Consider the following 25,914-nt stretch of genomic DNA (forward strand, 5'->3'; position numbering starts at 1 on the left):
ACGCACAAAGCGATTAGTCGTCCTAATCGGCATGAACTAATCGATATGAACGAATAGTCTGACGCAGCGCCGAGGAGGAGACCGCCCGTGGAACGGACCGACTTCAATCAACTGACCTGGTTCCAGGCTGTCGCCGAGGAGCGCAGCTTCACCAAGGCGGCGGCGCGGCTCGGCGTGGCGCAGTCGACGCTCAGTCATGCGATCAAGCAGCTTGAAGCCCGGATGGGCATTCGTCTGCTGACGCGGACCACACGCAACGTCGCCACGACCGTCGCGGGCGAGCGGCTGCTGCAGACCGTCGCCCCGCGCATGAGCGAGATCGAGGAGGAGATCGCGGCGCTTACGGCGTTTCGCGACAAACCGTCCGGCTCAATCCGGCTGACCCTGTCCGACCATGCCCTGCAGACCGTAGTCTGGCCCAAGCTGAAGCCCGTGCTCCAGGCCTATCCGGACATCAGCGTCGAACTGCTGCTGGACAGCAGCTTCCGCAACATTGTCGAGGAGGGTTACGACGCCGGCGTCCGGCTCGGCGAAAGCGTCGAGAAGGACATGATCGCGGTCCGTATTGGACCTGACTGGCGCCTCGTGGCGGTGGCTTCGCCCGAATACCTGGCTAGCCATGGGCGGCCCAAGCATCCGCAGGACCTGGTCCGCCACCGATGCATCAACATGCGCCAGGAAAGCGCCGGCGGCCTCTATGCCTGGGAGTTCGAGAAGGACGGGAAGGAGTTGAGGGTCAGGGTGGACGGCCAACTGACCTTCAACAACTCCTACGCCATGATCGACGCGGCGATCAGCGGCTTCGGCATCGCCTATGTGCCGGACAGCATGGCGGAGGCGTCGATCGCCTTAGATAAATTGGAGGTGGTTCTGGACGACTGGTCGCCGCCCTTCGACGGCTACTTCCTCTACTACCCCAGCCGGCGGCAGAACCTCCTGGCGTTCCAGATCATCGTCGACGCCCTGCGGCATCGCGGGAATTGAAGTCCGCTTTCAGGCTTTGATCTAATGACCGCTTCTGGCGCTTGGCCGAACTTGCAAAGCTCGCCAGGCACTCGTCAGAGCATGGCGAGGTGCGTCTTGCGGGTTGGAGCCGGAAAATCAGCGTCGATGGCGGCGAGATCGTCCCGCGTCAGCGCCAGGTCCAGGGCGCGGCGGTTGTCCGCGACGTGCGCCGCATCACCAGCCTTGGGGATGGCGATGACCCGCGGATCGCGTAGGACCCATGCCAAGGCGACCTGGTAGGGCGTGGCGTCGTGACGCCTGGCGACAGCCGATAGGGCAGGGGACGCCGGCAGCGCGCCTTGGCCGATCGGGCTGTAAGCCATGACCGGTATCAGGTGTCGGTTCAGCAGCGGCAGGAGGTCGAACTCCGCGCCGCGCTCGGTCACATTGTAGAGGATCTGGTCGGTCGCGCAGGTCTCGCCGCCAGCGCGAAACAGCTGTTCCATATCCGTATGATCGAAGTTGCTTACGCCCCAGCGCCGGATCTTCCCGGCTTGGACGAGGGCATTCATGCCTTCGATGGTCTCGGCGAGCGGCACGGAGCCGCGCCAGTGCAACAGATAGAGGTCGAGGCGGTCTGTTTTCAGGCGATTCAGACTGGCTTCGCACGCCCGTTCGAGGCGGCCTCTCCCGGCATGCTGCGGATACACCTTGCTGATCAGGAAGACCTGATCGCCAACCCCGGCCAAGGCTTCACCGACCAAGGTCTCGGTCGCGCCGTCGCCATACATCTCCGCGGTGTCGATGAGGGTCATGCCGAGGTCGATGCCGGTGCGAAGGGCGGCGATCTCCTGTTCGCCGCGGCGCGGGTCTTCGCCCATCCGCCAGGTCCCCTGTCCGAGGGCAGAGACTTCTGTGTGGTCGGGAAGCGTCACGGTTCGCATGTCGGTCTCCTGGGCTTGGTCTTTGAAGCGAACGCCCGGGACCGCCTTTCGCCTTCAGCTAATCGCGTCCGACGCCCAGCCATCCATGACGAGGACCCGGAATGTTGCCGTCCCATGCAACCGAACGGGCTGGGCGGGACTAAGAGAAGGTCAGGATTTTTGCATGCGAGACCCCAAGGCCGCCGGCTTCGTCCGCATTCGTGGCGCGCGAGAGCACAATCTCAAGAACATCGACGTCGATGTCCCGCGCGACGCTCTGGTCGTGTTCACAAGCGTGTCGGGATCCGGCAAGTCTTCGCTGGCCTTCTCCACCCTCTATGCCGAGGCCCAGCGCCGCTATCTGGAGTCGGTGTCGCCCTATGCCCGTCGCCTGTTCCACCAGATGGAGACGCCGGAGGTCGATCTGATCGAGGGCCTGCCGCCTGCGGTGGCTTTGCAGCAGCAGAGGGGCTCGCCGACCACGCGGTCGTCGGTCGGCAGCGTGACGACCCTCTCCAATCTTCTGCGCATGCTTTATTCTCGCGCCGGCGACTATCCGCCCGGACAGCCGCATCTCGAAGCGGAATCCTTCTCCCCAAATACGCCCGAAGGCGCCTGTCCGCGATGCCAAGGTCTCGGACGGATCCACGAGGTCACCGAGGGCTCGATGGTGCCTGATCCCTCCAAGACCATACGCGAGCGCGCCGTCGCCGCCTGGCCACTGGCTTGGGGCGGCCAGAACCTGCGAGACATCCTGATCAGCCTAGGCGTCGACGTCGACAGGCCGTGGCGCGACCTGCCGAGGAAGACGCGCGACTGGATCCTGTTCGCCGAGGAGCAGCCTCAGGTTCCCGTCTATCCCGGATGGACCCACGAGGAGATCCAGCACGCAATCAAGCGCAAGACCGAGCCCGCCTATATGGGCACCTTCTCGAGCGCCGAACGCCATGTGATCCACAGCTTCGCCACAACTCAGAGCGCAATGATGAAGGCGCGCGCGGCGCGCTTCATGATCGGCCGACCTTGCCCGGTCTGCGACGGCAAGCGACTGCGTCGAGAGTCCCTGTTGGTCCACTTCGAGGGGCTCGATATCGCCGAGATGAGCGGCCTGCCCATGGCACAATTCTCCAAGACCTTCGCCCCCTATGCCGAGGCGAAGGCCGGCAAGCTGAGGGCGTTACGCCAGAGCCATCCGGAGAAAGCCTTGGTGGTCGAGCGCATCGCCGCAGATCTCTGCCGTCGGCTCTCGGTGTTGCTCGACCTCGGCCTGGGCTATCTGACCCTGGAGCGGAGCACTCCGACCTTGTCGCCGGGCGAGCTTCAGCGCTTGAGGCTCGCTACCCAGGTCGTCTCGAACCTGTTTGGGGTCGTCTACGTCATGGACGAGCCGTCCGCCGGCCTTCATCCCCGCCGACACCGAGGCGCTGTTGCGCGCCCTCGATGGTCTCAAGGCCGTCGGCAATTCACTGTTCGTCGTCGAGCACGACATGGACGTCGTGCGCCGCGCCGACTGGATTGTCGATGTCGGGCCCGCCGCCGGCGAGCACGGCGGCGAGATCCTCTATAGCGGGCCGATCGCGGGCCTCGCCAAGGTCGCCGCGTCGGAGACAAGGCGACATCTGTTCGACGAAAGCGGCGACGTCACGAGCCGGCCGCGCGAACCTGCCGGCTGGTTGCGGCTGGAAAACGTCTCACGCAATAACCTGAAGCAGGTCGACTGCGACATTCCGCTCGGGGTCATGACCACGGTCACCGGCATTTCCGGCTCGGGGAAATCGAGCCTGGTGAGCCAGGCGCTGGTCGAGCTGGTCGCCGGCGCTCTCGGCGCCGCGCCTTCGGCCAGGGATGACGTGGATGGTGAAGCCGGACTCGAGGACGCGACGGCTGTCCCCACCGAAGGTCGGATCGCCGGCGGGCTGGAAGGAGTTCGGCGGCTGATCGAGGTCGATCAGAAGCCGATCGGCCGCACCCCGCGTTCCAACCTCGCCACCTACACCGGGCTTTTCGACCACGTCCGCGCCCTGTTCGCGGCCACCCCCGAAGCCCGCAAGCGCCGCTACGACGCCGGACGATTCTCCTTCAACGTCGCGAAGGGCCGGTGTCCGCGATGCGAAGGGGAGGGCTTCGTCATGGTCGAATTGCTGTTCCTCCCCAGCGTCTACGCCCCGTGTCCCGACTGCCATGGCGCCCGCTACAATCCCAAGACGCTCGAGATCACCTACAACGGCAAGACCATCGCCGAGGTGCTGGCGCTCACGGTCGAGCAGGCCTGGGACTTCTTCGGCGACGCACCCAACGTCTGCCGCTCGCTCAAGGTGCTGCGCGAGGTCGGGCTGAACTATCTCCGCCTCGGACAGCCCGCGACCGAGTTCTCGGGCGGCGAAGCGCAAAGGGTGAAGCTGGCGACGGAACTGCAACGCGCCCAGCGCGGCGGGGCGCTCTATGTACTTGACGAGCCTACTACTGGCCTACACCCGACCGACGTCGAACGCCTGCTGGGCCAGCTCAACGCCTTGGTCGATGCTGGCAGCAGCGTCATCCTGGTGGATCATGACATGAAGGTCGCAGCCGCAAGCGACTGGGTGATCGACATTGGCCCCGGCGCCGGCGACGAAGGCGGGCGGATCGTCGCCACCGGCCCGCCGGCCAAGGTCGCGGAATCACGAGTCAGCCGCACGGCGCTCTACCTAGATCGTGCGCTCCGCGGGCCAACGGGCCCGTCGGATCAGAGCGAAGGGATTTCACCCCGATGACGTCACGCCCTCATGCGAAAACACATGGCGCGGAGCGCGGCCTGACCCGCTTTGTATGATTCAGCGATGCGGTCTTCGCCATCGCCCTGACCTTGCTGATCGTCGAGATCAAGGTGCCGGGGTCGCCTCAAGGGCAGCAGGGCTACACCGATCTGGTCCATGCCATGACGGAGCAGTGGCGCGAGCATCTGGCCCTTTTGCTCTGCTATGTCGTGATCGGCGCCTACTGGCTGCAACACCATTATTCCGGGCGGATCTACGCCCGGAGCGATCACTGGTTCGGCGCGATCAACCTTCTGTTCCTGCTGGCGATCGTCGTCGTCCCTTACCCGATCCGCATCTGGGTCTTCCATCTCGAAACAGCGTTCGAGCCCGTCGCGTCAGTGGTGTTCACAACCGGCGTCGCCCTTATCGCCTGCGCCTGGATGGCCAAATGGTTCTACGGCGTAGTGGGCCAACGGACGATGGACGAGCGGCTCGCGGCGGATTTCATCCAGGAGATGACGCGCCGCTACGGGCTTGCGCGATCACCCAGATCACTGCGGTCCCGATCTCTGCTTTCGGGCCACGCGTCGGCGTGGCCGTGACCCGCCTGTCGGTCGCCTTCTTCTTCCTGCCCCAGCCCAGGCCTCGCTACCATCCGGGCGAGGAACCGAGCGCTCGAGAAATGTCGGACGGATAGTCATCACGTCTAGGGCGATCTGCCACGACTTTGGCGCCTGACGCAGCCAATACCGTGTCGGAACGTTGGCGTGACGCCCAAGGACTTGAAAGGAGACCGAGATGGCCGATGTTGAATCCCGTCCACCCGTGAATAAGGCCCTGTTCGTGCGACTGCGCGCAAAGCCTGGCAAGGAGGCTGATCTAGAGGCTTTCCTGCGCGACGGGCTGGCGGCTGTGAAGGAGGAGCCGGACACGACAACATGGTATGCGGTCCGCTTCGGCCACGACGACTTCGCCATCTTCGACACCTTTCCGGGAGACGCGGGGAGGCTGGCTCATCTGGCAGGAAAGGTTGGCCGTGCACTCGTCGCCAAAACACCGGAACTGCTCGACGGCCTGCCGAAGATCGAAGACGCACAGGTTCTGGCGTACAAGCTTACCGACCAAAGCGGTGAGGTCCGGGACTGAGGCTCCGAGCGGCCCCTGCCTTTGACTGCAAGGCGGGGGCTTGTTGGCCGGGGTCGTGACAAGACCAAGCGTTGGCGGGCAGCTTAAAGCCGCCCAACAGTAAACTTCTCACAAATCACAAACCGCCCTCATTGCCGTGTAGCGGCCAATCCAAGCTAAAATGCTGGCTTTGGATTTGGTCTCCGATGCGACCTCCGCTTCTGGCATCGACCGGCTCGGCTGAATGTCTGGAATCCGGCACCAAGCAACTGGCGCAAAGACGTACTCACTTGGACAATAAGCGAACGGCGCTCTGGTGACCGCGGTCGGTGGTAGCCGGATTAGCCGGCAGTCAGCATCGTTGCGTAGCTTCGCCGAGAAGTTCGATGACGACGCCGAGCGCCGCGAGGCGCACCCGATTGACGCCCAATGCCCCGAAATGCTCAACGCGGCAGCGCGTCGGCAGCCCCGTTCGGGCCAGGGCGAAATGAACAAGCCCCTCCTCGTCTTGCGGCCCCGCCGGCCCGGCGAAACCGGTGACCGAGATGGCGACGTCGGCCGCTGAACGCTCAAGCACGCCTTCCGCTATGGCGCGGGCGACGGGCTGCGACACTGCGCCGATGTCGGCGATCACGGCGGGATCGACATTCAACAACCGGGTCTTCGCATTGTCCGAATAGGTGACGAAGGCGCAGTCGAGAACATGGCCAAGCCCCTCGATTCCGGAGACGGCGCTCGCCGCCAGGCCTGCGGTGCAGCTCTCGGCGAAAGCGACCTTGCAGCCCTGTGCGTCGAGCGGAACCAGCACCTTCCGCAGCGCCTCGACCCAGTCGCCGGGCAGAGGCGCCGCTAGTCCCGGAGCGTCGGTCGACCCTTTCTCACCGCTTTCCCTCGTCATGCTTCGACGGTCCGGAAACGACCCCCGGCTCGCGCGGTTTCAACGTCCGGTCTGCAACACAGGAACCGCGCGCTCGCAATGTGGTTTTTGTCCCGCCGACAGGGAGACTGATTATGGCCGAGAAGACGCTGGACACACTATTCCACGACACGCTCAAGGACATCTACTACGCCGAACGGAAGATCCTGAAGTCGCTGCCCAAGATGGCGCGCGCGGCCCAGGCGCCCGAGTTGAAGGCCGCCTTCGGAAAGCATCAGTCGGAGACGGAAGGCCAGATCGAACGCCTGCAGCAGGTGTTCGAGATCATCGGCAAGCCGGCACGCGGCAAGACCTGTGACGCCATTGAAGGCATCCTCGCCGAGGGCGACGAGATCGCCGAGGAGTACAAGGGCACAGCGGCGCTGGACGCCGGTCTGCTGGCCGCCGCCCAGGCGGTCGAACACTATGAGATCACCCGCTACGGTACGCTGAAACGCTGGGCCCTTGTGCTGGGGCTGAAGGACGCTGCGGCCCTGCTCGACGAAACCCTGCAGGAAGAGTCCAAGACGGACGAGGACCTCACCAAGATCGCCGACGCGGCCGTGAACGCCGAGGCGCTCAAGCCCGCCGCCTGACGGTGTCTCGCTCGAACGAGAGCGAGGCCAACGAAACGCCGGACGCGGTTCTGATGGACCTCGTCCGGCGGCTGGCCGATCGCGGCTTTTACGTCCTCGGCTTACTGCCTTCAGCGCCCCCGAACGACCGGCCGCCGCAAGAGCCCGCGTGACGTCCGCGCTCCGTCACGCCTTCGAGCGCATGACTTGACGGCGTTCGGCGTCGCCGAGTTCGCCGCCGGGCTCCTGCTGGCCTTTCTGACCCTGCGCGATGTCGTGGACACGGCCGTCGTGCCGGGCCGCACAGGGGGCGCGCTGAAGATACTTCGCCGTATCGTGCGGTTCAGCCTGCCGCTCTGGCGCAGGGGCCGCACGCCCGCCCAAGGCATCTCCACCGCCTTCGCGCCCTCCGCTCTGGTCAAGGCCTTTGTGTTGTGGATGGCGTTCCTGACCCTCGGCTTCGGGCTGATGGTTCACGCCTTCGCCTTCTCGTTCGAGCCGGCCCTGCCCAGCTTCCCCCAGGCCCTCTTCGTCGCGGGAAGCGGCCTGGTCACCGTCGGGCTGAGCGAAACGGACGCCATGGGATGGGCGCGGTGGGTGGTGATGGCGTCAGGGTTCTGCGGCTTCGCCGTGGTCACCCTGTCCGTCACCTATCTGCTTCAGCTGCAGGAGGCGCTGGCGGGTCGCGACACCGCGGTGCTCAAACTCATGACCTCGGCGGGCAAGCCGCCGAGCGGGCTCGGCCTTCTGGAGCGCTACGCTGACCTGGGCTGCGTCGACGACCTCGGCGATCTGATGCGGGAGGCCCGCACCTGGTGTGCGCAGACGGCGCAGAGCCACGCCTCCCACCCATCGCTGATCTATTTCCGCTCCGCCGGCACGGCCTGTGGTTGGCCGGCCGCCCTCGGCGCGATGCTTGATCTCTCCCTCATCGTCGAACGGCTGATCGACAGACCGGACTGGCGAGGCCAGGCGGTTCTGCTGCGCGACGAGGGTCGGGCCATGATCGAGCGCGTCATGGACATCGTCGATCTTGATCATCCGCCCGTCGCGGCCGGCGAGGAGGAGGTCGAGGCGCTTCTGCGGCGGCTGGGGGCCGCCGGTTATCCCCTGCGCCCCGACGCGGACCCTGAAGCTTTCCGGATCGAAAGGGGACCGCATGCGGGTTGCGTACGCCGGCTGGGCGATCACCTCGGATCGATGGCGTCTCCTCTGGTTCCCGATCAGACGCGCTGATCCAGGGTTCAGCGCAGTTGACTATCCTTGCTGCCCCGCCGGTTGATGCCGACGAGGACCACACGGCTGTCGCGTCCCGACTGGCAGTCGATGCAGGTTCGCGCACTGGGCAGGGCGCGGCGCCGTGCGTCCGGAATCGGTTCGCCGCATTCCACGCAATCGCGCGTGCCCTCGCCGACCGGCATGCGGGCGCGGGCGGTCAGAACCCCGTCGGTCACCGTGTCTTCGATCTGGTCGAGAACCGCGCCGTCGCGCGTCCATCCGCCGGCCATGGCTTCGCTATTCCTCTGTTTTATTCGTCGCTTAGATAGGAAGCGGTCAGGGCCTTCGCCAGCGTTGGCGAGGGGCGCGCCCCGTCTCGCCGCCGAGCGCCCAGATCAGGCCGGCGACCAGACCGGCGGCGACCAGTGCGAGTCCGGGGTGGAGGACGGCGCCGGTGTAGAGGCTGGACGGGATCGAGGGCTCGGACGGCGAGCGGATGCGGCCGTCGCTGCGCGGATGGTCAAGATTGTTCGAGACGTTCGCCGGCCGACGGCGATCCCGGAGCAGAGGCGGCACGAGGCTCGAGATCCGGTCCGCCAGGCCAGGCGCGAGGATCGCGCCCGCACGCTGAAACGCGCCGACGCCGCCCACGATGATCTCTCGCCGGGGGTGCTGAACGGCATGGAGGGTGGCGCGTGCGGCCACTTCGGGCGAATAGGCGGGAGGCGGGACCTTGGCGGCGGCACCCTGGTGGTTCGCCGCATGTTCGGCGAGAGGCGTGCCGATCCCGCTGGGCTTAACCAGGGTGACGCTGACGGGGGCGCGCTCGGCGAGCAGCTCGATCCGAAGGGAATCGATGAAGCCTTTCACCGCGTGTTTGGAGGCGGCGTAGGCGCCCAGGACCGGCGTGCCGATATCCGACGCCACGGATCCCACGACGACGAAGGCGCCGCCTCGAGGACGGAGCGCCGGGACGGCGACGCGGGAGGCGTTGACCACGCCCCAGTAGTTGGTCCTGAACAGCCGCTCGTGCTCGTCCGCCGGCGTCTCCAGCAAGGGGGCGTAGATCGCCACCCCCGCCGCATGAACCCAGCTGTCGAAGGGGCCGAAGGCGGCCACGGCCGCATCGGCCGCCGCCGACAGGGCCTGGGCGTCCCCGACGTCCGCCACGGCGAAGGCGGCGACGCCTCCGTCTGAAGCGATGTCGTCGCAGATGGCCTGCAGGGCCGGGCCGTTCCGGGAAATCAGGAAGACGCGCGCGCCCCGCCGGGCGGCGGCTTTCGCGGCGGCAAGGCCGATGCCGGAACCGGCTCCGACGATGACGATGGTCTGCGCCACGAGTGGCCTGAGGTTCGGCATGGGTCCTGACGGCGACGAGGACGATCGGACGCGCCGGCTCGCCGCGACGAGCCGGCCGCGTCACGTCAGTGGGGAAGCAGGACCACCTTCGTCCATTCGTTCTGCTTTTCCTTGAAGTTCTTGTAGCCCTCGGCGGCCTGCTCGAGCGGCAGCCGGTGCGAGATCAAATCCGTCGTGTCGATCTTGCCGTCGAGGATCAGCTGCAGGAGGTCGGGAAGATAGTTCTGCACATGGGTCTGTCCTGTTTTCAGGGTCAGCCCCTTTTCCATGAAGGCGCCGATCGGCCACTTGTCCGCGAAGCCGCCGTAGACTCCCGGGACCGAAACTGTACCGCCCTTGCGCACCGCCATGATGGTCTCGCGCAAGACGTGGGGCCGATCCGTGCCGAGGATCTTCGTTTCCTGTTTGATGGCGTCGACCATGTTGTCGGGCGAGAAGCCGTGCGCCTCCATGCCGACGGCGTCGATACAGCTGTCCGGACCGATGCCGGCCGTCATCTCCATCAGGGCCTCGCGCACCTTGACCTCGTGATAGTTGAGGACCTCGGCGCCGTTCTGCCTGGCCAGCTCGAGACGGCGTGGGTGATGGTCGATGGCGATGACGCGTCCGGCGCCCATCAGGATGGCCGACTTGATGGCGAACAGGCCGACCGGGCCGCAACCCCAGATGGCCACTGTGTCGCCTGGCTTGATCTGGGCGTTCTCGGCCGCCATCCAGCCCGTCGGGAAGATGTCGGAGAGGAAGAGCACCCGCTCGTCCTCGATCCCGTCGGGGATCTTGATCGGACCGTAATCGGAATAGGGGACGCGGGCGTATTCGGCCTGGCCGCCGGCGTAGCCGCCCGTCAGGTGCGAATAGCCGAAAGCCCCGGTCATGGCGTAGCCATAGGCGATCTCCGACGCGTCGGCCTTCTCGGCCGGATTGGAGTTGTCGCAGGCCGCCGGCATCTTGTGATCGCAGAAGAAACATTTGCCGCAGGCGATCACGAAGGGGACGACCACCCGGTCGCCGCGCTTGAGGGTGGTGTTGGCCGGGCCGACCTCCTCGACGACGCCCATGAATTCATGCCCGAGGATGTCGCCGTTCGACATGCCGGGGATCATGCTGTCGTAGAGATGCAGGTCCGAGCCGCAGATCGCCGTCGCGGTGATCTTGATGATGGCGTCCCGGGGATTGACGATCTGGGGGTCGGGGACGGTGTCGACCTGAACATTGTGTTTTCCGTGCCAGGTGAGAGCGCGCATGCGTCGGTCTTTCGTTCGAATGGGAAATCAGAAATGGCGGGCGGCGCGGGGCGCGGCGTCAGGCGCCCTGGAGGTCGAGACCTCGCCCGTCTCCATCAGCTGTTTGAAGCGACGCAGCTCGCGGCGAGCCTGGATCCGCGGCTCGCGCTGCATCACCTTGGCGACGACCTTGCCGAGCGCGCCGGCGGGCGGGTCGTAGCTGATGAAGACGCGGACCTCGGTGCCGCGTCCGAAGGCGTTGTCCCTGAACTCGATCCAGCCCTCGTGGTCGATGTCCGACCCCTCGGTCGATCGCCAGGCGATGTATTCGTCCGGGCGGTCCTCGGTGATCTCCGACTCCAGATCGACGTCGCCGCCGCCGGGCGCCGCGATCGTCCACCGAGACCGGGTGGCGTCGACAACCTCGACGGCGCGGACGTTCTCGGTAAAGGCCGGGAGATTGTTGAAGTCGCGCCAGAAGGCGTAAAGCTCCGAACGCGGACGATTGATTAGGGCGGCGCGGATGCTGGTCGCCGAATGCTCGCCGTCCACATTCTTCTTATCGACGAAGGCGGGCGAAGCCACCTCGGCGTCCGTCGAAAGTCCGTTGTCAGACATAGGTTTGGCTCCTCTGAGGGGTCGCAGCTGAAATGCGGTGTCGGGGCCGGGCGTTCCTCAAATCTAACGTGAACGCCGGCGGGGAACCGCCCACGTCTGTGCGGGGTTGCTGATCGAGATCAGGGAGACCCTTAATGACCCAGCGGCTTAAGCCACCGCGATCTACGGCTTACGAACGCATATCCGGCCATTTTCCGGCCAGTGCTCGCGAGCTGCGGTAGGCTAACCATTGAAAAGAATGGTGGACGCGACAGGGATTGAACAAGTGACCCCTACGATGTCAACGAAAGCGCCCCCACAGAGAACACAGCGAGGGCGGGTCTCCGAGGCTGACAGCGTGCCATCTGATGTCATCTCTTCTCATCTGCTCGCAGCTCTTTTTGGGCAGCATCGTGTAAGCGCCGCCGTGGGTCGCCTGGCTTCGATCGACCGCTTCTGACTCCTTGGGGACGTTCGGACCGTCCGCTCTTCGGCGCCATGCCCAGCGCTGGGACCTATGCGCAGTCTGACGCTAAGCTGACGCCGGTTCGCGACGGCGGGTGCGGGTGACCGGACAGCAGATGGCAGCCACGTCACCCAGTCGGCCTACAGACTAGGTCTGGCACATCGTGTCGACCGCCCGGTGGACGGCCAGCGCGAGAGGCCCGGGTCACGCCGGCGTCTTCAGCTGCGCGCGGCCAATCGGCCACGGCGGCGCGAACCTCATCGATGATGACGTCGATCAGGCGGTTGGAGAGGCTGTGGCGACGACCCAGGCCATGAACCTGCGCGCGGGTGGGGTTGCGGCTCCCCCCCCCCTCGATATCGAGATAGTGCTCGCGGCCGGGACCTGCCGAATAGGTCATAGGCCTTCGCGAGCCGCCATTGGCCTTGAGCATCCATCAGGTAGCTGTGCTCCCCGGTATGGTCGTCCCGGTTTCTGGCCGGCACGTTGAAGACGATGCCCGCGGAACGCGGTCCGCAGATCCTCGGCGTGCCGGGTGATTGCGACGGTGGCGCGCAGGAAGAGATCGTACCTTGCGGGCATGCGCCAAGGCGCTTCGACGGCGCCGCTTAGCGACACCATGCGCAGTCGCTGGCCCGGACGCGGCCGGTCGAAGCGGCGGGCGGTCGTGCTCGGCCCCGCCGCGTGCCGCGGCTCATATGGGGCCGCCCCTGCGGGCCTTAGTTTGCCGCCGAAGGTGTTACCCCACGTTGTCAAGCCGTCCTGGCTGCCAAGGCTATTGGCCCGGGGCAGTCACCGCAATTACGGATCATGCCGTATGAAGAGCTTTGCCAAGGCCTTCATCCAATCCTCGCTCATAGGCTGATCTGACTCAGGAGCACGCAGCATTTTCTCCGCCCGGCCGATCAGACATTGCAACAAAGCATGACGGAAGGTCGCAAGATCGAGGCCCGCTAGCGCGATCGCGGCTCCCGGATGTGTTAGCAACGTATCAATCGCGCGTAGACCGACAGTGTAGGTAGAGATCCAGGCAAAATGCCGCGCGTCCGGTAGTTCCGCCAGCACCGCTGCAATCGCCTGACGCTCCGGACTGATCAAGAAGGCCAAGATACGCATCCCGACGCTGCAGAATGCATCGCGAAAGTCCTTCGCATCCACGTCCTCATGAAGTCCACTTTCTTCCAGTTCCAGCTTGCGCCGCAGGAGACGCATCAAAAGATCACTGCGGTCATGGAACCGCGTGTAAATCGTCTTTTTGCTGACAGCAGCCGCACGTGCGATCCGTTCGATCGAGAGTTCGCAGGCACCCTTTGCAAGCAGCAAGTCCCAGGTGGCGGTCAGGATCCGGTCTTCCAGACTGGCCGCCTCTTCGGCACTCGGCCGGCCTATTCGACCGCGTTGGCTTATGGGCATCGTCTTTTCACCGCCCATTGCGGCCCTTCCTTTCATGAGTCCGAGCTTCGATCGGTCCCGGTCAGCATCGGCGACGCCCGCTCGAGCCGTTCAGGTGCCGTCCAGAGGCCGAGCATGAGCGGTCGTTACGCAGTCTGCTCATGGGCTGCCACACAACACGCGATTAATCCCGCCTGCGAGGGATAACCGCCCCTTAAAGGTTCGGACCTGTTACAGGCAGAACGGCTGCGCCAGATCCGGAGTGATGCGGACGAATTGACCCGAGCTGGCGTCGAGACAGCATAGCGTCGAGTGCGCCTCGGCGACCGTCTCGCCGTCCCTGCCGATATGCGTCGAAAACCATGCTCGCGACGCTGTGTGCTTCATAATCTGAACCGTCGCGATGAGACTATCGCGTTGATAGGCCGGTTTTCGATAGAAGATTTCGTGACTAGCGACAATCCAGCGAAGCCGATCGACATCTTCCTTCCTCGCCACCGCGCGCCAATACGCGGTTATCGCCTGCTGCACCCACTGCAGGTACACAGCATTGTTGACGTGGCCAAGTTCGTCGATCGCGTCCGCCGAAACGGTGATCGCATGCCGATGCGAACGGTATTGCGAGCTCCCCCCCGGCCCGCCGGACGGATCAGCGCCAGCCTGCTTCACCGATCCACCGGAGCGCCGTCAGCGACGGCATGAAGAGATATTCGCCGCCCATCAGACGGTTGAAGGTGGTCACGCCGTTGACGCGCCTTCGCGCCGGCTCCTGCGGAATGGTGAAGGTCCCGGGCTCCTCGTGCAGCGCGACGATCGGGTCCCTTTCGGTGCCAAGATCGATGAAGTTGCCCCGGTTGATCCATTCCTGCTGGAGGAACTCGATCGTATCGTACGCCCGCGCGCTGATGAAGATGAAGAAGATGCCGCGATCGCCATTCGCATCGTCGGCCGCCGTCACCTCCGGAGTCCACTTGGCGCCGAAGGTGGAAGAGCGCCGGATGATGCGGTGAATGTTGACGTCGGTCAGGATCGTCAACTGGCTGTCGCGCGGGTTGAGACGGCGCATGTGCGCTGAATGCGGACAGACCAGTCCCTTGGGATCTTCCTCGAAATTGAAGTCGTTGTTGCGTGATCGATCCGCCCCCAGCGCCTCGTCGTCATGATCCGGTGCCAGGATCAGCGGCGCGCCGCTGCGCCAGCGGCCGAACATCTTGGCCGCCAGCTTTTCCTGGTCGGCTTTGCTGTCGGCGTTGGCACGGATGAAATCGTTGAAGGCGCCAACCGCGCTCTGATATTTGCGCAGGACCACGAACGATCCGTTGCGGCCGAGTGGGCCCGGTTCGGGCATTGCGACTGGCGCGCCGGTCTCGCTGTTTTCGCCTAGGATGAACTCGCCCGCCGCGATCGCGCGCTCGTCGCCCCGCGGGTCCACCCCGCCGCCCGCCACTGTCGGCTGCGAAATGGAGTCGCGAAATCCGAAAGGATTCTTGGCATCGGCATCCGCCCCGAAGCTGTGCGTGCCGACGAGCGTGACACCATGCGAGGCTTCCAACGCGGTCATGGCGACTTCGATCGCCTTTTCCAGCGCGGCTTCGTCGCGGGCATAGATCGTCAGCGCGATATGGCAGGTGCCGGGCCGGAAGGCATCTTCCCACCGGTCGGGTGCGTTCGCGCCGAAGTCGCGCAGTTGCTCGGCTCGGGCGGCCATGCCCTGTTGAAACGGCAGGGGAAAGCTCTTCAGCGATGCCTCTGGCACGCCCAGCGCCTTCAGGCCGGCATGGCTGATCGCGACGCCGGTCCAAGCGTCCATGTCGTCCGTCCAAGCGTCGGCCGCGGGGATGTGCGGCGCGAGCCTGCGGACGAGATCGCGACCGCCTTCTGCCTCATCGACGTGCAGCATGGCGTGGAGGCCGACATAGGGCTCGGGCCGCGATCGCAGGATCAGGGCCTGGATGTCGTCGAGCTGCAGCTTGACCCGCTCCCGGCTGAAGCGCGCCTTCAGGTTCGCCAGAACGCTCATGTCAGTAATCCACCCCTTCCGGCTTGGAGATAGCGTCTGTAAGCTGGCCGAGCGCCGCCTTGGTCGTCGGGTCGATGCCCATGTTGGCGGCCTCTGCATCGAGAAACACGTTGAGCGCCTTCTCCATTCGCTGGTAGCGGCGTACGTCGACCACCGTCACCTGCGGATTGGCAACGAACCAGCCGGCAGCGTCGATCTGGTGGTCGGCGATGAAATCCTTCACCTTGGGGCTGTCGATCCCCGGCCAGCCTTCGACGTTGGCGAACAGAAGGTCCATGAGCTCGGGGATCTTGGTCGCAAAGTCATTGATGTAGGCATCCCAGTCGCCATCGTAAGCGGTCGCGAACAGGATGCGCGTATCATCGTCGAAAAAGACGAAGCGCATGTCGTGCAGGGTGGAGACGCGCTGGGCGCCGTCCATGTTGCCGGCGGTGAGATCGAAGATCCGTCGCAGGCGCTCCGCGCCGCCCGGTTTGAGCGTCGCGATGGCGGTGAGTTCGGACACGTTGCCGGATTGCTTGCCGGCGCGGCCGGCCGACCGGGCGCTGCCCTTCAAGTCCGGATTATGTTTGCGGATCATCGCCTCGAGCGCGATCTTGGCGAGGTGGGGTGCATCGGCGGCGACTTCCTCCACCCGGCGACGGATTTCCTGAAGCTTGCTCTCGTCCGCGAGGCGCGGGTCCTTTTTGTCTGTGGTCATCACGACCTCCTGCTTGTTCAATCGGGAATGTCATCGAGCCGGACAGGCTCGATCCGGGGGCGCGCGTTCATCCGATGGCGGTAGCTGGTGGAGTGTTCGTAAGCCGCCCGGCGGATGCGCATGATCTGGCCGAGCGGGCGATGCGCCTCTACGCCATTCCATGGATTGAACGACAGGACGTCGTCGCCATACACCTGGCGTGCCGGGGCGTAGGCGTCCTGTGCTGCGAACCGCAGCGTCGCGATCGGGCGATGCGGCGACACCTTCTCGTCCCAGCGTACCGCCGCATCCTCGACCGGCATCTCCGCCAGATCGGTGCAGAGCTGCGCCGACAGGGCATATTCCGCGCCCTGGCTGGCGAAATGCTCCACCAGAACATCCCGCATCGTGGAGAAATCCGCCTTGCCCACCGGCTGTCCCGTCAAGGCTCGGACGTTATCGGATGCTGGGGACAGCGCCAGCTTGGCGACATGGTCACCGAAGCGGATAGCACCTTGCGTATGATAGCTCTCGCCGAGCGGATGATGGTTGTCGCGCGCCAAACCCTCGAGTGTCGCCCCAGGCGTCATCCCCAACGCCTCCACTGTCTTCTTGGCACCCCGTGCGGTGCCCGCGATCAGCCGCTGGAAGGTGTCGGGCGCATGCGCATTTGCTTCGAGAAGGCTCAGCATCAGCTTGTATTTGGCGATGGTACCAAAGGCGAGAACCGGGAAGTTCACCATCAGGAAATCCTGGTTGGCGCCCCCGATATCGGGCGACAACCGCTCTCCTTCTACGCCGATTACCTTGATCGCGAAGCCTCGCGGCGCAGGGATCGCGTCCGAATGAATGTCGCTAGGCGCTGACGACAGCCGTGCTACCACACCATACGTGGCTGGGCGCACGAAGATGCCCTGCCGCAATTCCGGCGCAAGATCGTCGTGGACCGTCAACGTGCCCTTCAGGACGGCATGGGACTTGGCGTGCGCGTCGCGGATCGCGTGACGGTGGTGCTCGAAAGCGCAGCGGTTTCCGGCCGCCATCTGCTCGACGATCTCGGCCGTCAGGCGCTCTTCATCCTCGGCGATCGTCTCGATGTCGGACGAATAGAGAAGCGGTGCTTTCAAAGCCTGACCTCGTCTGTTGCCCATGTCCCGGCGCCGGTTGCGGCGCTTGGCCCAGCGCTTTCCTGAACATTGCGACCAACAACACCGAAGGGAACTGAATGGTTCCCTTTCTTGCTAGTTCGAGCATGCCTCGGTGGCGGACGTCCCGACCCTCGCGCGGAAGCCGACGAGGCGCGAATACGCCAGCATGGCATAAGCGCCATTCGCGGACCCGGACTGCGAGTAGATGTTGGGCTCGCTACACTCCAGCTCGGCGCCATAAGTGTTTATTCGGACCAAGCCGCTAACGCGACATTTGACGCGTGAGCCAGAGGCCCTTTTTCGGCGCTTGCCTACTTCGCAGACAAGTCTCAGAGAACGTCCAGGCTATCTGCAAAAGCCATCGAGGTGGCCGAGGCCGAGCGCGGGTTGACCTGCCGCAAAGTTCCAGCGCCGACTATTCGATTGACGGCGGGTCGGAGCCCTCAACTGCAGCTATTAAACCTTCCAGGTGCGCAATCCGAGCTTCGGTCGCGGCCTGCTCCGCATCCGTGATATCAATGCCCTTCACCACGACGCGAAAGTTATTCTCCCGCCAGAAGGCGAGCGTCTCACGGCACTGGGTCGCCATACCTCGCCAGCGCGCGATCATCTGAGATTTGAGGCTCACTTCCATCACGGCATTTATGCCGCAGCTTTGCAATAGCGCCAACCACATCGGGACGATATTGCCACTTTCGGCGCTTGGCCGACGACCTCCGAATGCGCCCTGGTCAGACTGATCGAGCGGCGATGGCCGACGGGGCGGCGAGAATGCGACTTTGCGTCGCCATTTCCAGCCTTGGGCGCAACCGTCACTCCCCGAGATGAGAAGCCCACTGCGGTTCTAGCTGGGCTGAGTTGAGCCGATCGCCATCGTAAAGCCCCGCCAGCCGCTCCCGCTGCGGCGACCGTTCACCTCTCGGGGAACGTCGCGGGCCAGTCCCCGTTAGCTGTGGCAGTTAGAAGGATATCCGCCATGACCGACCTCTCGCAGATCAAAGAGCATATGGAAGTCATCGGCGCTGACGGCGTCCACCTGGGCACAGTCGATAAGGTCGAGGGCGACCGGATCAAGCTCACCAAAGCCGACAGCGGGTCGCACAGCGACCACCACCACTACCTCTCCGGCGGTCTGGTTGCCGAGATCGAAGGCGATCAGGTTCGCCTGTCCGCCAACGCCGACAACGCTGCCCTCCTCGAGGAGGAAAAGGCCGGCGAAGCGATTGCCGACCTGAAATAGCCCCACATGACCGCAGATAACGGGGCGGTCGCCGCCCGATCTGGCGACTCGCGAGACGCTAGAAGTTAAAGGTCTGGCCGGCGGCATTCGACGCGGGGGGCGGCGACCACGAACGCGTCCGCGACTTGGTCAAGCTCAAGGTCGACATCGAAGCCATCGATTTCGCGCTTGGACGTCGCCCGACCGGCATTAGGATTTGGTCGGAGGTCCCGTTCAGGTCCGGGCCATCAAGCTCCAACTCTGCGCCGGGAGCGGACTCTCTGAAACCTCCGCTCTGAGTCAGATTCTGCCGTTTTGGCCTGGGAAGCCAGCTTCATCCGTCTCTGACTTAAAACAGCACCTCAGACCGTCGGCTTGTGGTTCCTATGGTATGCCAGATCGCGCTGGCGAAGCGCGGCGTCAAAGACGGAAAGATGGGCAAAGGGCGTCGGCTCGCATCCTTGAAGGTCAGGGGAATTTGATCAGCCCGGCTCTGGCTTGAAGGTATCGCGCGCTCTGACTCCGACGATGCCGCCGCCCGATGCGAGCGTGTCTCGCACACGCTGCAGTTCGGCGTCGTCGGTCAGGTCATCGAAGATGGCCGACAGCGGCGCGGCGGGGTCATGCGCTGCGGCCTCCTGCGCGGCGTCGGCCAGCCAACCGCTGAATCTTATCAGGCCTATCTCCTCGACGTCGATCAACTGGCCCCGGCCATTCGTCGAGGCATCGTCCACCGCATCAAGCGAGTCTTCCCCGACGCGCCACGCGCCGCCGATGTCGCCAGGATTGAGACCGACCTCGCGTAGGGAAGACAGCGCAGCGGCTGCGTCCTGGCGGCTCTGGTGGAAGTCGATCTTCGTCCGGGCCATAGGCATTCCTTTCGTCAGGCCGCTAATAGGAACGGATTGGCCGGTCCCTGTCGCGGGGGCGGATCGACGCGGCCATTTGACAGGGGACGCCACCAACCGGGGTGGTTTAACCTTCAAGCTTCGCGACGACGATGCAGAGGGCTGACGAAGACAACATATGACGGTGAGCCTGCTGCTGATCCTCCTTGTCGTGCTGCCGTTCGTGGGCGCGATCGCAGCCGCTGGCCTGCCGCGTCACGCGAGGACGAGCGCCGCGATCTTGTCGTGGATCGTCGCTTTGGCCAGCGTCGTCTGTCTGGCCATCCTCTGGCCCCGGTTCCAGGACGGCGAGGTCCTGCGTCTCGATATTCCCTGGATCCCCTCGCTGGGTCTGAACCTGGTCATCCGACTAGACGGATTGTCGTGGCTGTTCAGCGCGCTGGTGCTCGGGATCGGCGCGCTCGTGGTCCTCTATGCCCGCTACTACATGTCGCCGAAGGATCCGGTGCCCCGGTTCTTCTCCTTCCTGCTCGCCTTCATGGGGGCGATGCAGGGTCTGGTGCTGGCCGGCAACCTGATCCAGATGGTCGTCTTCTGGGAGCTGACCAGTCTCTTCTCCTTCCTTCTGATCGGCTACTGGACCCAGAACGCCCTGGCCCGCGAGGGCGCGCGCATGGCGCTGACGATCACGGCGCTCGGCGGTCTGGCGCTGCTGGTCGGGATGATCGTGCTGGGCCAGATCGCCGGGAGCTACGATCTCGACATCGTCCTTGCATCACGCGACACGATCCTGGCCGATCCCCGTTCGAACCTGGCCCTCGGCTTCATCCTGGTCGGCGCCCTGACCAAGAGCGCCCAGTTCCCCTTCCACTTCTGGCTGCCCAGGGCCATGGCCGCGCCGACGCCCGTGAGCGCCTATCTGCATTCAGCGACCCTGGTGAAGGCCGGCGTCTTCCTCCTGATCCGGCTTTGGCCGATCTTCGGCGAGACGCCACTCTGGCTGGTCGTCGTCGGCGGCGCCGGGCTGATAACCCTGGTGATCGGGGCCTGGACCGCGATCTTCCAGCACGATCTGAAGGGGCTGCTGGCCTATTCGACCATCAGCCACCTGGGGCTCATCGTCCTGTTGCTCGGTCTCGGCACGGAGCTCGGCGCGATCGCGGCCATCTTTCACGTCGTGAACCATGCGACCTTCAAGGCGTCGCTGTTCATGGCCGCCGGCATCATCGACCACGAGGCCGGATCGCGCGACATGCGAAAGCTCAGCGGCCTGTTCCGCTTCATGCCCTTCACCGCGACCCTGGCGATGGTCGCGGCGGCGGCCATGGCGGGCGTCCCCCTGCTGAACGGTTTCCTGTCCAAGGAGATGTTTCTCGCCGAGGCGGTGGCCGGCGTCGGCGGGCATCCGCTGGCCATCGCCCTGCCTATCCTGGCGACCGTGGCCAGCGCCTTCAGCGTCCTCTATTCGATGCGCTTCATCCACGCGACGTTCTTCGGACCGCCGCCGACCCAGCTCGACCGCGTACCGCACGGGCCGCCGAGCTGGATGCGCCGTCCGGTCGAAATCCTGGTCCTGCTCTGTTTGGTGGTCGGGATTTTCCCGGCCATCACCGTCGGACCCTTCCTGCGCAGCGCGGCCGTTGCGGTACTGGGCTTCGAGCTGCCCTATTACAGCCTGGCGATCTGGCATGGCTTCAACCTGCCGCTGCTGCTCAGCGTGATCGCCCTGACGACGGGCGTGGTCCTCTATGTCCTGCTGCGACGGCGCATCAACGCGGACGCGGGCGGAGGGCCGTTGGCGATCCGCTGGCTCAACGGCGGCTATCTGTTCGACAAGGCCATGACCGCAGTGTTTCGCGCGGCCGAGGCGGGCCTGGCGATCTTCGGCGCATCCGGCGTTCAATGGCAGTTGCGCGTTATCGTCGTCCTGGCGCTGGGCGTCGCGGTCGTCGCGACGGTCGGAGCGGGCGGCATTGTGTTCGCCGACGGAGCGATCCGACCGGCCGCTCCGCAGGACCTGGCCTTCGCCCTGCTGTGGATGGTGGGCGGGGTCTGTGCGGTCGCCGCCGCCTGGCAGGCCAAATATCATCGACTGGCGGCGGTCGTGCTGATGGGCGGAGCGGGCCTAGCCAGTTGCCTGTCGTTCCTGTGGCTGTCGGCGCCCGACCTGGCGATCACCCAGTTGCTGGTCGAGATCGTAACGACCGTGCTGCTGCTGCTGGGCTTGCGATGGTTGCCCAAGCGGCTGGAGTCGATCCGCGTGCCGGACCGGCTGCAGAAGCGGTCCCGGCTGCGGCGCCGGGTGGACCTGGTCATCGCGGCGGCGGCGGGCGTCGGCCTGTCTGCTGCTGCCTACGCCGTCATGACCCGTCCCGCGCTGGTCGACGGGGTGTCCCGATACTACGTCGAACAGGCCTATGCGCTGGCGGGCGGCCGCAACCTGGTCAACGTCATCCTGGTTGATTTTCGGGCCTTCGACACCTTCGGCGAGATCACGGTGCTGGGCATTGTGGGCCTGACGGTGGTCGTCCTGCTCCGGCGCTTCCGTCCCCATGCGGACAGCGTCGCGCACCCGGCCCAGCAGCAGGTCCAGGCCGCGTCCGACCGCAAGCAGGGCGACCGGACCGAGGGCGACACGCTGAATGAAACCATGCTGATCCCACAGGTGGTGATGCGCTGGATGTTTCCCTTCGTGATCCTGTTCGCCGTTCACCTTTTTCTGCGCGGGCATGACCTGCCCGGCGGCGGCTTCGCGGCGGGCGTCGCTTTGTCGATCGCCTTCATCCTCCAGTACATGGCCTCCGGAGCCCGCTGGGTCGAGGATCGCCTGGAGATCCGGCCCGCGATCTGGATCGGCGTAGGGCTGTTGATCGCGGCGGTCGGCGGCGCAGGCGCCTGGCTGTTCGGACGCCCCTTCCTGACGTCCTTCTTCCAGTACGCGGACCTGCCGATCCTCGGCCGCATCCCGATCGCCAGCGCCCTCGTGTTCGATCTGGGCGTCGTGGTGCTGGTGGTCGGCGCCACGGTGATGATGTTGGTCGCCCTGGCCCACCAGTCGTTGCGCAAGCCCCGGCGCCAGCCCCCATCGGACGGCGGAGAAGAGGGATGATCGAGATCGTTCTCGCCCTCGCCATCGGCGTGCTGACGGCTGCGGGCGTCTGGCTCCTCCTGCGCCCGCGCACCTTCCAGGTCATCGTCGGCCTGTGCCTGATCTCCTATGCGGTCAACATCTTCATCTTCGCCATGGGGCGGCTGAAGAGCGCCGCGCCCCCGGTCACCGCGGCGGGGCTGGAGACGCCCGCCCTCTATGACGACCCGACGCCCCAGGCCCTGGTGCTGACCGCCATCGTCATCAGCTTCGCCCTGACCGCCCTGCTTCTCGTGGTGATGCTGGCGGCCCGCGGCGCGACGGGCAGCGACCACATCGACGGCCAGGAGCCGGAGGCATGACCGGCTGGCTGGACCACCTGATCATCGGTCCCATCGTCCTGCCGCTTGCCGCGGCGGCGGGGATGCTGCTGATCGATGAGCGTCGGCGTATCCTCAAGGCGGTGATCAGCCTCGCGGTGATGACCGGCGTCCTCGTCATGGCGATGCTGCTTTTGCACGAGAGCGCGACCGGAGCGGCGGGCGGCGGCGATGTCGCCCAGGTCTACAGTCTGGGCGACTGGGCGGCGCCCTACGGCATCGTGCTTGTCGCGGATCGGCTGTCGACCCTGATGTTGGCCCTGACGGGCATTCTCGGCCTCGGCGCCCTGACTTTCTCGCTGGCGCGCTGGGACCGGGCCGGACCCCGGTTCCACATCCTGTTCCTGCTGTTGATCATGGGGGTGAACGGCGCGGTGCTGACCGGCGACCTGTTCAACCTGTTCGTCTTCTTCGAAATCATGCTGGCCGCATCCTACGGCCTGGTCCTGCACGGGTCCGGCGAGAAGCGCATCCGCGCGGGACTGGGCTATATCGCGGTAAACCTGACAGCGTCGCTGCTGTTCCTGGTCGGGGTCGCCCTCATCTACGGCGTCGCCGGGACGCTCAACATGGCGGACCTCGCGGCCCGGATTCCAGGCATCGGGGCGCGGGACCTGGGCCTGTTCCAGGTCGGGGCGGCGGTGCTGTCGGTCGCCTTCCTGATCAAGTCGGCGGCCTGGCCTCTCGGCTTCTGGCTGGCCCCGACCTATTCCGCCGCCAGCGCGCCGGCGGCCGCCATCCTGGCGATCCTGTCGAAGGTGGGAATCTATGTGATCCTGCGACTGAGCAGCCTGGCCTTGTCTCCCGACGCAGGGGCTTCCGCGGGTTTCGGTCTCGAACTGCTGCTCGCCGCGGGCGTGGCGACCGTGGTCTTCGGCGTGTTCGGCATGCTGTCCTCGCGCGATCTGACCCGGGCGACGGCCTTCGCCGTGATGGTGTCGTCAGGCACCGTCCTGTCGGTCATCGGGGGCGATGGCGGATCGACCGGGCTGGGCGGCGCCCTCTACTATCTGATCGGCTCGACGGTGGCCTGCGCGGCGCTCTTCCTCGTCGCGGAGATCCTGGAGCGCGGTCGCGATCCAGGCGGCGACGCTGAAAAGGCCGTGTTCGATGACGAGTATCGCGATCCGTTCGAGGACACCGAGCGCAACGCGCCGGGGCTGGTCATCCCTTCGGCCGTCGCCGCCCTCGGCGGCGCCGTCATCCTCTGCACCGTGATGATCGCCGGACTGCCGCCCCTGGCGGGCTTCATCGGCAAGGTCGCGATGATGCGCGCGGCGGTCTCAGCCGGCGATGCCGCGGCGTGGACCGTCGTGGCCATCCTCGCCCTGTCGAGCCTGGCCGCGGTGGTCGCCCTGACCCGGCTGGGCGTCGCCGCCATCTGGACGCGCGACGAGACCGCGCCGCCCCTGGTCGTCGGCGCCGCGGAGTTCGTCGGCATTCTCGGCCTCCTGGGCGCCTGCGTTCTGATGTCGGTCTTCGGCGAGCCCATCCTGGCCTACGCCGAGCACACGGCGGCCTGGCTGGGTGACCCGTCCAGCTACATCGACGCGGTCCTCCCGGGAGCCGGACGATGAGGGGATTGTTCCCGCATCCGCTGCTGTCCGCCGGCGTCTTCGTCGCCTCCATCCTGCTGAGCGCCAGCCTGGCTCCCCCTTCGATCCTCCTGGGCCTCGCGATGGCCCTGGCGGCGCCGCAGGTCATGCGGGCCCTGCGGGTCGATCCGGTGCGCGTCAGGGCGCCCGGCGCCATCGCCATTCTGGCGGGCCGGGTGGTCATCGACGTCCTGCGCTCCAACCTGGCCGTGGGGCAGATCCTGGTCGGTCGACGCGCCGGCCGCGTGTCGGGTTTCATCCATATTCCCCTCGATCTGAAGGATCGCTACGGGCTGGCGGTCCTCGCCGTCATCATCACCTCCACGCCCGGAACCCTTTGGGTCGAGTACGATCGCGCCCGAGGTCGCCTGCTGATGCATGTGCTCGACCTCGTCGACGAAGAGACCTGGGTTCGAACCATCAAGGATCGTTATGAACGCCTGCTGATGGAGATCTTCGAATGAGCGCGCGCATCCTCGAGGTCGGTTCGACGGCGGCGCTGTTTCTGCTCGCCCTGGCCCTCGTCTGCGCGGCCTTTCGGATCGTGCGCGGACCTCGGGCTCAGGATCGGGTGCTGGGCATGGACGCCCTCTATCTGAATGGCATGCTGATCGCTCTCGTGTATGGCGTCCGCACGGGCAGCGATCTGTATTTCGAGGCGGCCCTGGTGATCGGCATGCTGGGGTTCGCCGCCACCGTCGCCCTGGCCAAATTCCTGATGCGGGGCGAGGTTATCGAATGAACACGGCATCGATTCCCGAATGGTTGGCGCTGATCATCGCGGTCCTGGCCGTCGCCGGGGCCGGCCTGTCCCTGCTCGGGGTGTTTGGCCTCGTGCGGCTGAAGTCGTTCTACGATCGCGTGCATGCCCCGACCCTTGGGGCCACCCTGGGCATGGCGCTCATCCTGCTGGCGTCATGGCTCTATTTTGGCGCGGCTCAGGGGCGGTGGTTGCCGCGTGAGGTGCTGATTGCGGTCTTCCTGACGGTCACCACGCCCGTGATGCTCATCCTTCTAGCGCGCGCGGCTGTGTTCCGAGACCGGACCGAGTCGTCTGAACCGGGGGAAAAGCCAGTTCCTCGGGATGTCGATAATCCGGCCTAGTCGAGGGCGCTAACCCGAGCGCCTCGTCTCTTCGCGGGGACGGATCTCGCAAGCAATCGCAACGGCGGCTTCCGGCTGGCCATGTTGGCTGTTGGCGCGCAGCTGTTGCGCCTCTTGACCTTATAGGCGCTACAGGGTGCATGTCGCGCCCATGGTGACTTGCTGCTGCGCTTAATTGCCTGCGGATGAAGTTCGCCCAACCCCGGCCGGCTTAAACGGTCGCCCCGCCCAGGAAGCTGGACACCTTTGGGTACTGATGCCGTCCTCGCCTACGCCGAATTGGAGCGAGCCAGGCTGACCCCGCTGGGTTATCGGATGGAGGGCGGATACTGGAAGGCCCCAGAAACGACGAAAGC

The 25,914-nt window shown here is 65.5% G+C and carries 25 protein-coding genes and 1 pseudogene; 13 read left to right on the forward strand and 13 right to left on the reverse strand.

Annotated features, from left to right (window positions below):
* Window positions 1–87 precede the first annotated feature (87 nt).
* Entirely contained in the window at window positions 88–984 is an 897-nt protein-coding gene (locus tag KZX42_RS00820) for a LysR family transcriptional regulator (RefSeq protein ID WP_248116175.1), read from the forward strand.
* A gap of 74 nt (window positions 985–1,058) precedes the next feature.
* On the opposite strand, the gene KZX42_RS00825 is transcribed toward KZX42_RS00820, so the two are convergent.
* Window positions 1,059–1,889: an aldo/keto reductase gene (locus KZX42_RS00825; protein WP_248116177.1), complete on the reverse strand. Its 831-nt coding sequence runs from the start codon at window positions 1,887–1,889 to the stop codon at window positions 1,059–1,061.
* Here KZX42_RS00825 and KZX42_RS00830 point away from each other — a divergent pair.
* From KZX42_RS00830 to KZX42_RS00845, 3 genes and pseudogenes are all read left to right on the forward strand, one after another.
* A complete protein-coding gene (locus KZX42_RS00830; protein ID WP_248116179.1) occupies window positions 1,888–3,435 on the forward strand; it encodes a hypothetical protein in 1,548 nt (515 codons plus the stop codon). The two genes, KZX42_RS00825 and KZX42_RS00830, sit on opposite strands and share 2 nt — an antisense overlap.
* Before the next feature lie 1,257 nt (window positions 3,436–4,692).
* Window positions 4,693–5,208: pseudogene (locus tag KZX42_RS00840) on the forward strand (TMEM175 family protein); the annotation flags it as partial.
* 196 nt (window positions 5,209–5,404) lie between these two features.
* Window positions 5,405–5,752, forward strand: a complete 348-nt coding sequence (locus KZX42_RS00845) for an antibiotic biosynthesis monooxygenase (protein ID WP_248116183.1) — start codon at window positions 5,405–5,407, stop codon at window positions 5,750–5,752.
* A 331-nt stretch (window positions 5,753–6,083) separates the two neighbouring features.
* Here the strand turns inward: KZX42_RS00845 and KZX42_RS00850 are convergent, their stop codons facing one another.
* The gene (locus KZX42_RS00850; protein WP_248116185.1) at window positions 6,084–6,629 is read right to left on the reverse strand and encodes a nicotinamide-nucleotide amidohydrolase family protein; all 546 of its coding nucleotides are present in this window, start codon (window positions 6,627–6,629) and stop codon (window positions 6,084–6,086) included.
* 113 nt (window positions 6,630–6,742) lie between these two features.
* On the opposite strand from KZX42_RS00850, the gene KZX42_RS00855 reads away from it, so the two are divergent.
* A complete protein-coding gene (locus KZX42_RS00855) occupies window positions 6,743–7,243 on the forward strand; it encodes a ferritin-like domain-containing protein (protein WP_248116187.1) in 501 nt (166 codons plus the stop codon).
* Window positions 7,244–7,429: 186 nt separating this feature from the next.
* Window positions 7,430–8,458 (forward strand): hypothetical protein, encoded by a 1,029-nt coding sequence (locus KZX42_RS00860; protein ID WP_248116189.1) that lies wholly within the window; start codon window positions 7,430–7,432, stop codon window positions 8,456–8,458.
* Between the two features lie 8 nt (window positions 8,459–8,466).
* Here the strand turns inward: KZX42_RS00860 and KZX42_RS00865 are convergent, their stop codons facing one another.
* The 10 genes from KZX42_RS00865 to KZX42_RS00910 form a co-directional block, all read right to left on the reverse strand.
* A complete protein-coding gene (locus KZX42_RS00865) occupies window positions 8,467–8,730 on the reverse strand; it encodes a DksA/TraR family C4-type zinc finger protein (protein WP_248116191.1) in 264 nt (87 codons plus the stop codon).
* A gap of 46 nt (window positions 8,731–8,776) precedes the next feature.
* Entirely contained in the window at window positions 8,777–9,778 is a 1,002-nt protein-coding gene (locus KZX42_RS00870; protein ID WP_248116193.1) for an SDR family oxidoreductase, read from the reverse strand.
* 86 nt (window positions 9,779–9,864) lie between these two features.
* Window positions 9,865–11,043: a zinc-dependent alcohol dehydrogenase gene (locus tag KZX42_RS00875; protein WP_248116195.1), complete on the reverse strand. Its 1,179-nt coding sequence runs from the start codon at window positions 11,041–11,043 to the stop codon at window positions 9,865–9,867.
* A gap of 27 nt (window positions 11,044–11,070) precedes the next feature.
* Complete coding sequence (locus KZX42_RS00880) at window positions 11,071–11,640, reverse strand: SRPBCC family protein (protein ID WP_248116198.1); 570 nt, start codon at window positions 11,638–11,640, stop codon at window positions 11,071–11,073.
* A gap of 1,246 nt (window positions 11,641–12,886) precedes the next feature.
* Window positions 12,887–13,516, reverse strand: a complete 630-nt coding sequence (locus KZX42_RS00885) for a TetR/AcrR family transcriptional regulator (RefSeq protein WP_191559152.1) — start codon at window positions 13,514–13,516, stop codon at window positions 12,887–12,889.
* Between the two features lie 192 nt (window positions 13,517–13,708).
* Window positions 13,709–14,146, reverse strand: a complete 438-nt coding sequence (locus KZX42_RS00890; RefSeq protein WP_248116200.1) for a thioesterase family protein — start codon at window positions 14,144–14,146, stop codon at window positions 13,709–13,711.
* The gene (locus KZX42_RS00895; RefSeq protein ID WP_248116202.1) at window positions 14,127–15,497 is read right to left on the reverse strand and encodes a Dyp-type peroxidase; all 1,371 of its coding nucleotides are present in this window, start codon (window positions 15,495–15,497) and stop codon (window positions 14,127–14,129) included. The genes KZX42_RS00890 and KZX42_RS00895 overlap by 20 nt, the downstream gene beginning before the upstream one ends.
* 1 nt (window position 15,498) lies before the next feature.
* On the reverse strand, window positions 15,499–16,197 hold the full coding sequence (locus KZX42_RS00900; protein WP_191559149.1) for a hypothetical protein: 699 nt from the start codon (window positions 16,195–16,197) through the stop codon (window positions 15,499–15,501).
* Window positions 16,198–16,214: 17 nt separating this feature from the next.
* The gene (locus KZX42_RS00905) at window positions 16,215–17,327 is read right to left on the reverse strand and encodes a catalase family protein (protein ID WP_248116204.1); all 1,113 of its coding nucleotides are present in this window, start codon (window positions 17,325–17,327) and stop codon (window positions 16,215–16,217) included.
* A gap of 412 nt (window positions 17,328–17,739) precedes the next feature.
* Window positions 17,740–17,958 (reverse strand): hypothetical protein, encoded by a 219-nt coding sequence (locus KZX42_RS00910; protein ID WP_248116206.1) that lies wholly within the window; start codon window positions 17,956–17,958, stop codon window positions 17,740–17,742.
* A 342-nt stretch (window positions 17,959–18,300) separates the two neighbouring features.
* Here KZX42_RS00910 and KZX42_RS00915 point away from each other — a divergent pair, with 342 nt between their 5' ends.
* Window positions 18,301–18,564 (forward strand): DUF2171 domain-containing protein, encoded by a 264-nt coding sequence (locus KZX42_RS00915; RefSeq protein WP_248116208.1) that lies wholly within the window; start codon window positions 18,301–18,303, stop codon window positions 18,562–18,564.
* A gap of 461 nt (window positions 18,565–19,025) precedes the next feature.
* On the opposite strand, the gene KZX42_RS00920 is transcribed toward KZX42_RS00915, so the two are convergent.
* A complete protein-coding gene (locus KZX42_RS00920) occupies window positions 19,026–19,412 on the reverse strand; it encodes a hypothetical protein (RefSeq protein WP_248116210.1) in 387 nt (128 codons plus the stop codon).
* A 157-nt stretch (window positions 19,413–19,569) separates the two neighbouring features.
* On the opposite strand from KZX42_RS00920, the gene KZX42_RS00925 reads away from it, so the two are divergent.
* Genes KZX42_RS00925 through mnhG form a run of 6 tightly spaced genes read left to right on the forward strand, consistent with a single transcriptional unit; the run spans window position 19,570 to window position 25,558 of the window.
* Entirely contained in the window at window positions 19,570–22,500 is a 2,931-nt protein-coding gene (locus tag KZX42_RS00925; RefSeq protein ID WP_248116212.1) for a monovalent cation/H+ antiporter subunit A, read from the forward strand.
* Window positions 22,500–22,841 carry a Na+/H+ antiporter subunit C gene (locus KZX42_RS00930; protein ID WP_248117242.1) on the forward strand — a complete coding sequence of 114 codons (342 nt, stop codon included), beginning with the start codon at window positions 22,500–22,502 and terminating at the stop codon, window positions 22,839–22,841. Before KZX42_RS00925 ends, KZX42_RS00930 begins: the two co-directional genes overlap by 1 nt.
* Window positions 22,838–24,436: a monovalent cation/H+ antiporter subunit D gene (locus tag KZX42_RS00935; RefSeq protein ID WP_248116214.1), complete on the forward strand. Its 1,599-nt coding sequence runs from the start codon at window positions 22,838–22,840 to the stop codon at window positions 24,434–24,436. Before KZX42_RS00930 ends, KZX42_RS00935 begins: the two co-directional genes overlap by 4 nt.
* Window positions 24,433–24,918 carry a Na+/H+ antiporter subunit E gene (locus KZX42_RS00940; RefSeq protein WP_248116216.1) on the forward strand — a complete coding sequence of 162 codons (486 nt, stop codon included), beginning with the start codon at window positions 24,433–24,435 and terminating at the stop codon, window positions 24,916–24,918. Before KZX42_RS00935 ends, KZX42_RS00940 begins: the two co-directional genes overlap by 4 nt.
* Window positions 24,915–25,196, forward strand: a complete 282-nt coding sequence (locus tag KZX42_RS00945) for a K+/H+ antiporter subunit F (protein ID WP_248116218.1) — start codon at window positions 24,915–24,917, stop codon at window positions 25,194–25,196. The genes KZX42_RS00940 and KZX42_RS00945 overlap by 4 nt, the downstream gene beginning before the upstream one ends.
* Window positions 25,193–25,558 carry a monovalent cation/H(+) antiporter subunit G gene (gene mnhG, locus KZX42_RS00950; RefSeq protein WP_248116220.1) on the forward strand — a complete coding sequence of 122 codons (366 nt, stop codon included), beginning with the start codon at window positions 25,193–25,195 and terminating at the stop codon, window positions 25,556–25,558. The genes KZX42_RS00945 and mnhG overlap by 4 nt, the downstream gene beginning before the upstream one ends.
* The last annotated feature ends 356 nt before the right edge of the window (window positions 25,559–25,914 follow it).

This window comes from Brevundimonas sp. EYE_349 (assembly GCF_023147505.1).
Classification (GTDB): domain Bacteria; phylum Pseudomonadota; class Alphaproteobacteria; order Caulobacterales; family Caulobacteraceae; genus Brevundimonas.

Coding starts and splice junctions, on each gene's coding strand:
- KZX42_RS00830 (WP_248116179.1), top strand. CDS start 1,888: ATGTCGGTCTCCTGGGCTTGGTCTTTGAAGCGAACGCCCGGGACCGCC.
- KZX42_RS00825 (WP_248116177.1), bottom strand. CDS start 1,889: ATGCGAACCGTGACGCTTCCCGACCACACAGAAGTCTCTGCCCTCGGA.
- KZX42_RS00845 (WP_248116183.1), top strand. CDS start 5,405: ATGGCCGATGTTGAATCCCGTCCACCCGTGAATAAGGCCCTGTTCGTG.
- KZX42_RS00850 (WP_248116185.1), bottom strand. CDS start 6,629: ATGACGAGGGAAAGCGGTGAGAAAGGGTCGACCGACGCTCCGGGACTA.
- KZX42_RS00855 (WP_248116187.1), top strand. CDS start 6,743: ATGGCCGAGAAGACGCTGGACACACTATTCCACGACACGCTCAAGGAC.
- KZX42_RS00865 (WP_248116191.1), bottom strand. CDS start 8,730: ATGGCCGGCGGATGGACGCGCGACGGCGCGGTTCTCGACCAGATCGAA.
- KZX42_RS00875 (WP_248116195.1), bottom strand. CDS start 11,043: ATGCGCGCTCTCACCTGGCACGGAAAACACAATGTTCAGGTCGACACC.
- KZX42_RS00880 (WP_248116198.1), bottom strand. CDS start 11,640: ATGTCTGACAACGGACTTTCGACGGACGCCGAGGTGGCTTCGCCCGCC.
- KZX42_RS00885 (WP_191559152.1), bottom strand. CDS start 13,516: ATGGGCGGTGAAAAGACGATGCCCATAAGCCAACGCGGTCGAATAGGC.
- KZX42_RS00895 (WP_248116202.1), bottom strand. CDS start 15,497: ATGAGCGTTCTGGCGAACCTGAAGGCGCGCTTCAGCCGGGAGCGGGTC.
- KZX42_RS00900 (WP_191559149.1), bottom strand. CDS start 16,197: ATGACCACAGACAAAAAGGACCCGCGCCTCGCGGACGAGAGCAAGCTT.
- KZX42_RS00905 (WP_248116204.1), bottom strand. CDS start 17,327: ATGGGCAACAGACGAGGTCAGGCTTTGAAAGCACCGCTTCTCTATTCG.
- KZX42_RS00910 (WP_248116206.1), bottom strand. CDS start 17,958: ATGGAAGTGAGCCTCAAATCTCAGATGATCGCGCGCTGGCGAGGTATG.
- KZX42_RS00915 (WP_248116208.1), top strand. CDS start 18,301: ATGACCGACCTCTCGCAGATCAAAGAGCATATGGAAGTCATCGGCGCT.
- KZX42_RS00920 (WP_248116210.1), bottom strand. CDS start 19,412: ATGGCCCGGACGAAGATCGACTTCCACCAGAGCCGCCAGGACGCAGCC.
- KZX42_RS00925 (WP_248116212.1), top strand. CDS start 19,570: ATGACGGTGAGCCTGCTGCTGATCCTCCTTGTCGTGCTGCCGTTCGTG.
- KZX42_RS00935 (WP_248116214.1), top strand. CDS start 22,838: ATGACCGGCTGGCTGGACCACCTGATCATCGGTCCCATCGTCCTGCCG.
- KZX42_RS00940 (WP_248116216.1), top strand. CDS start 24,433: ATGAGGGGATTGTTCCCGCATCCGCTGCTGTCCGCCGGCGTCTTCGTC.
- KZX42_RS00945 (WP_248116218.1), top strand. CDS start 24,915: ATGAGCGCGCGCATCCTCGAGGTCGGTTCGACGGCGGCGCTGTTTCTG.
- mnhG (WP_248116220.1), top strand. CDS start 25,193: ATGAACACGGCATCGATTCCCGAATGGTTGGCGCTGATCATCGCGGTC.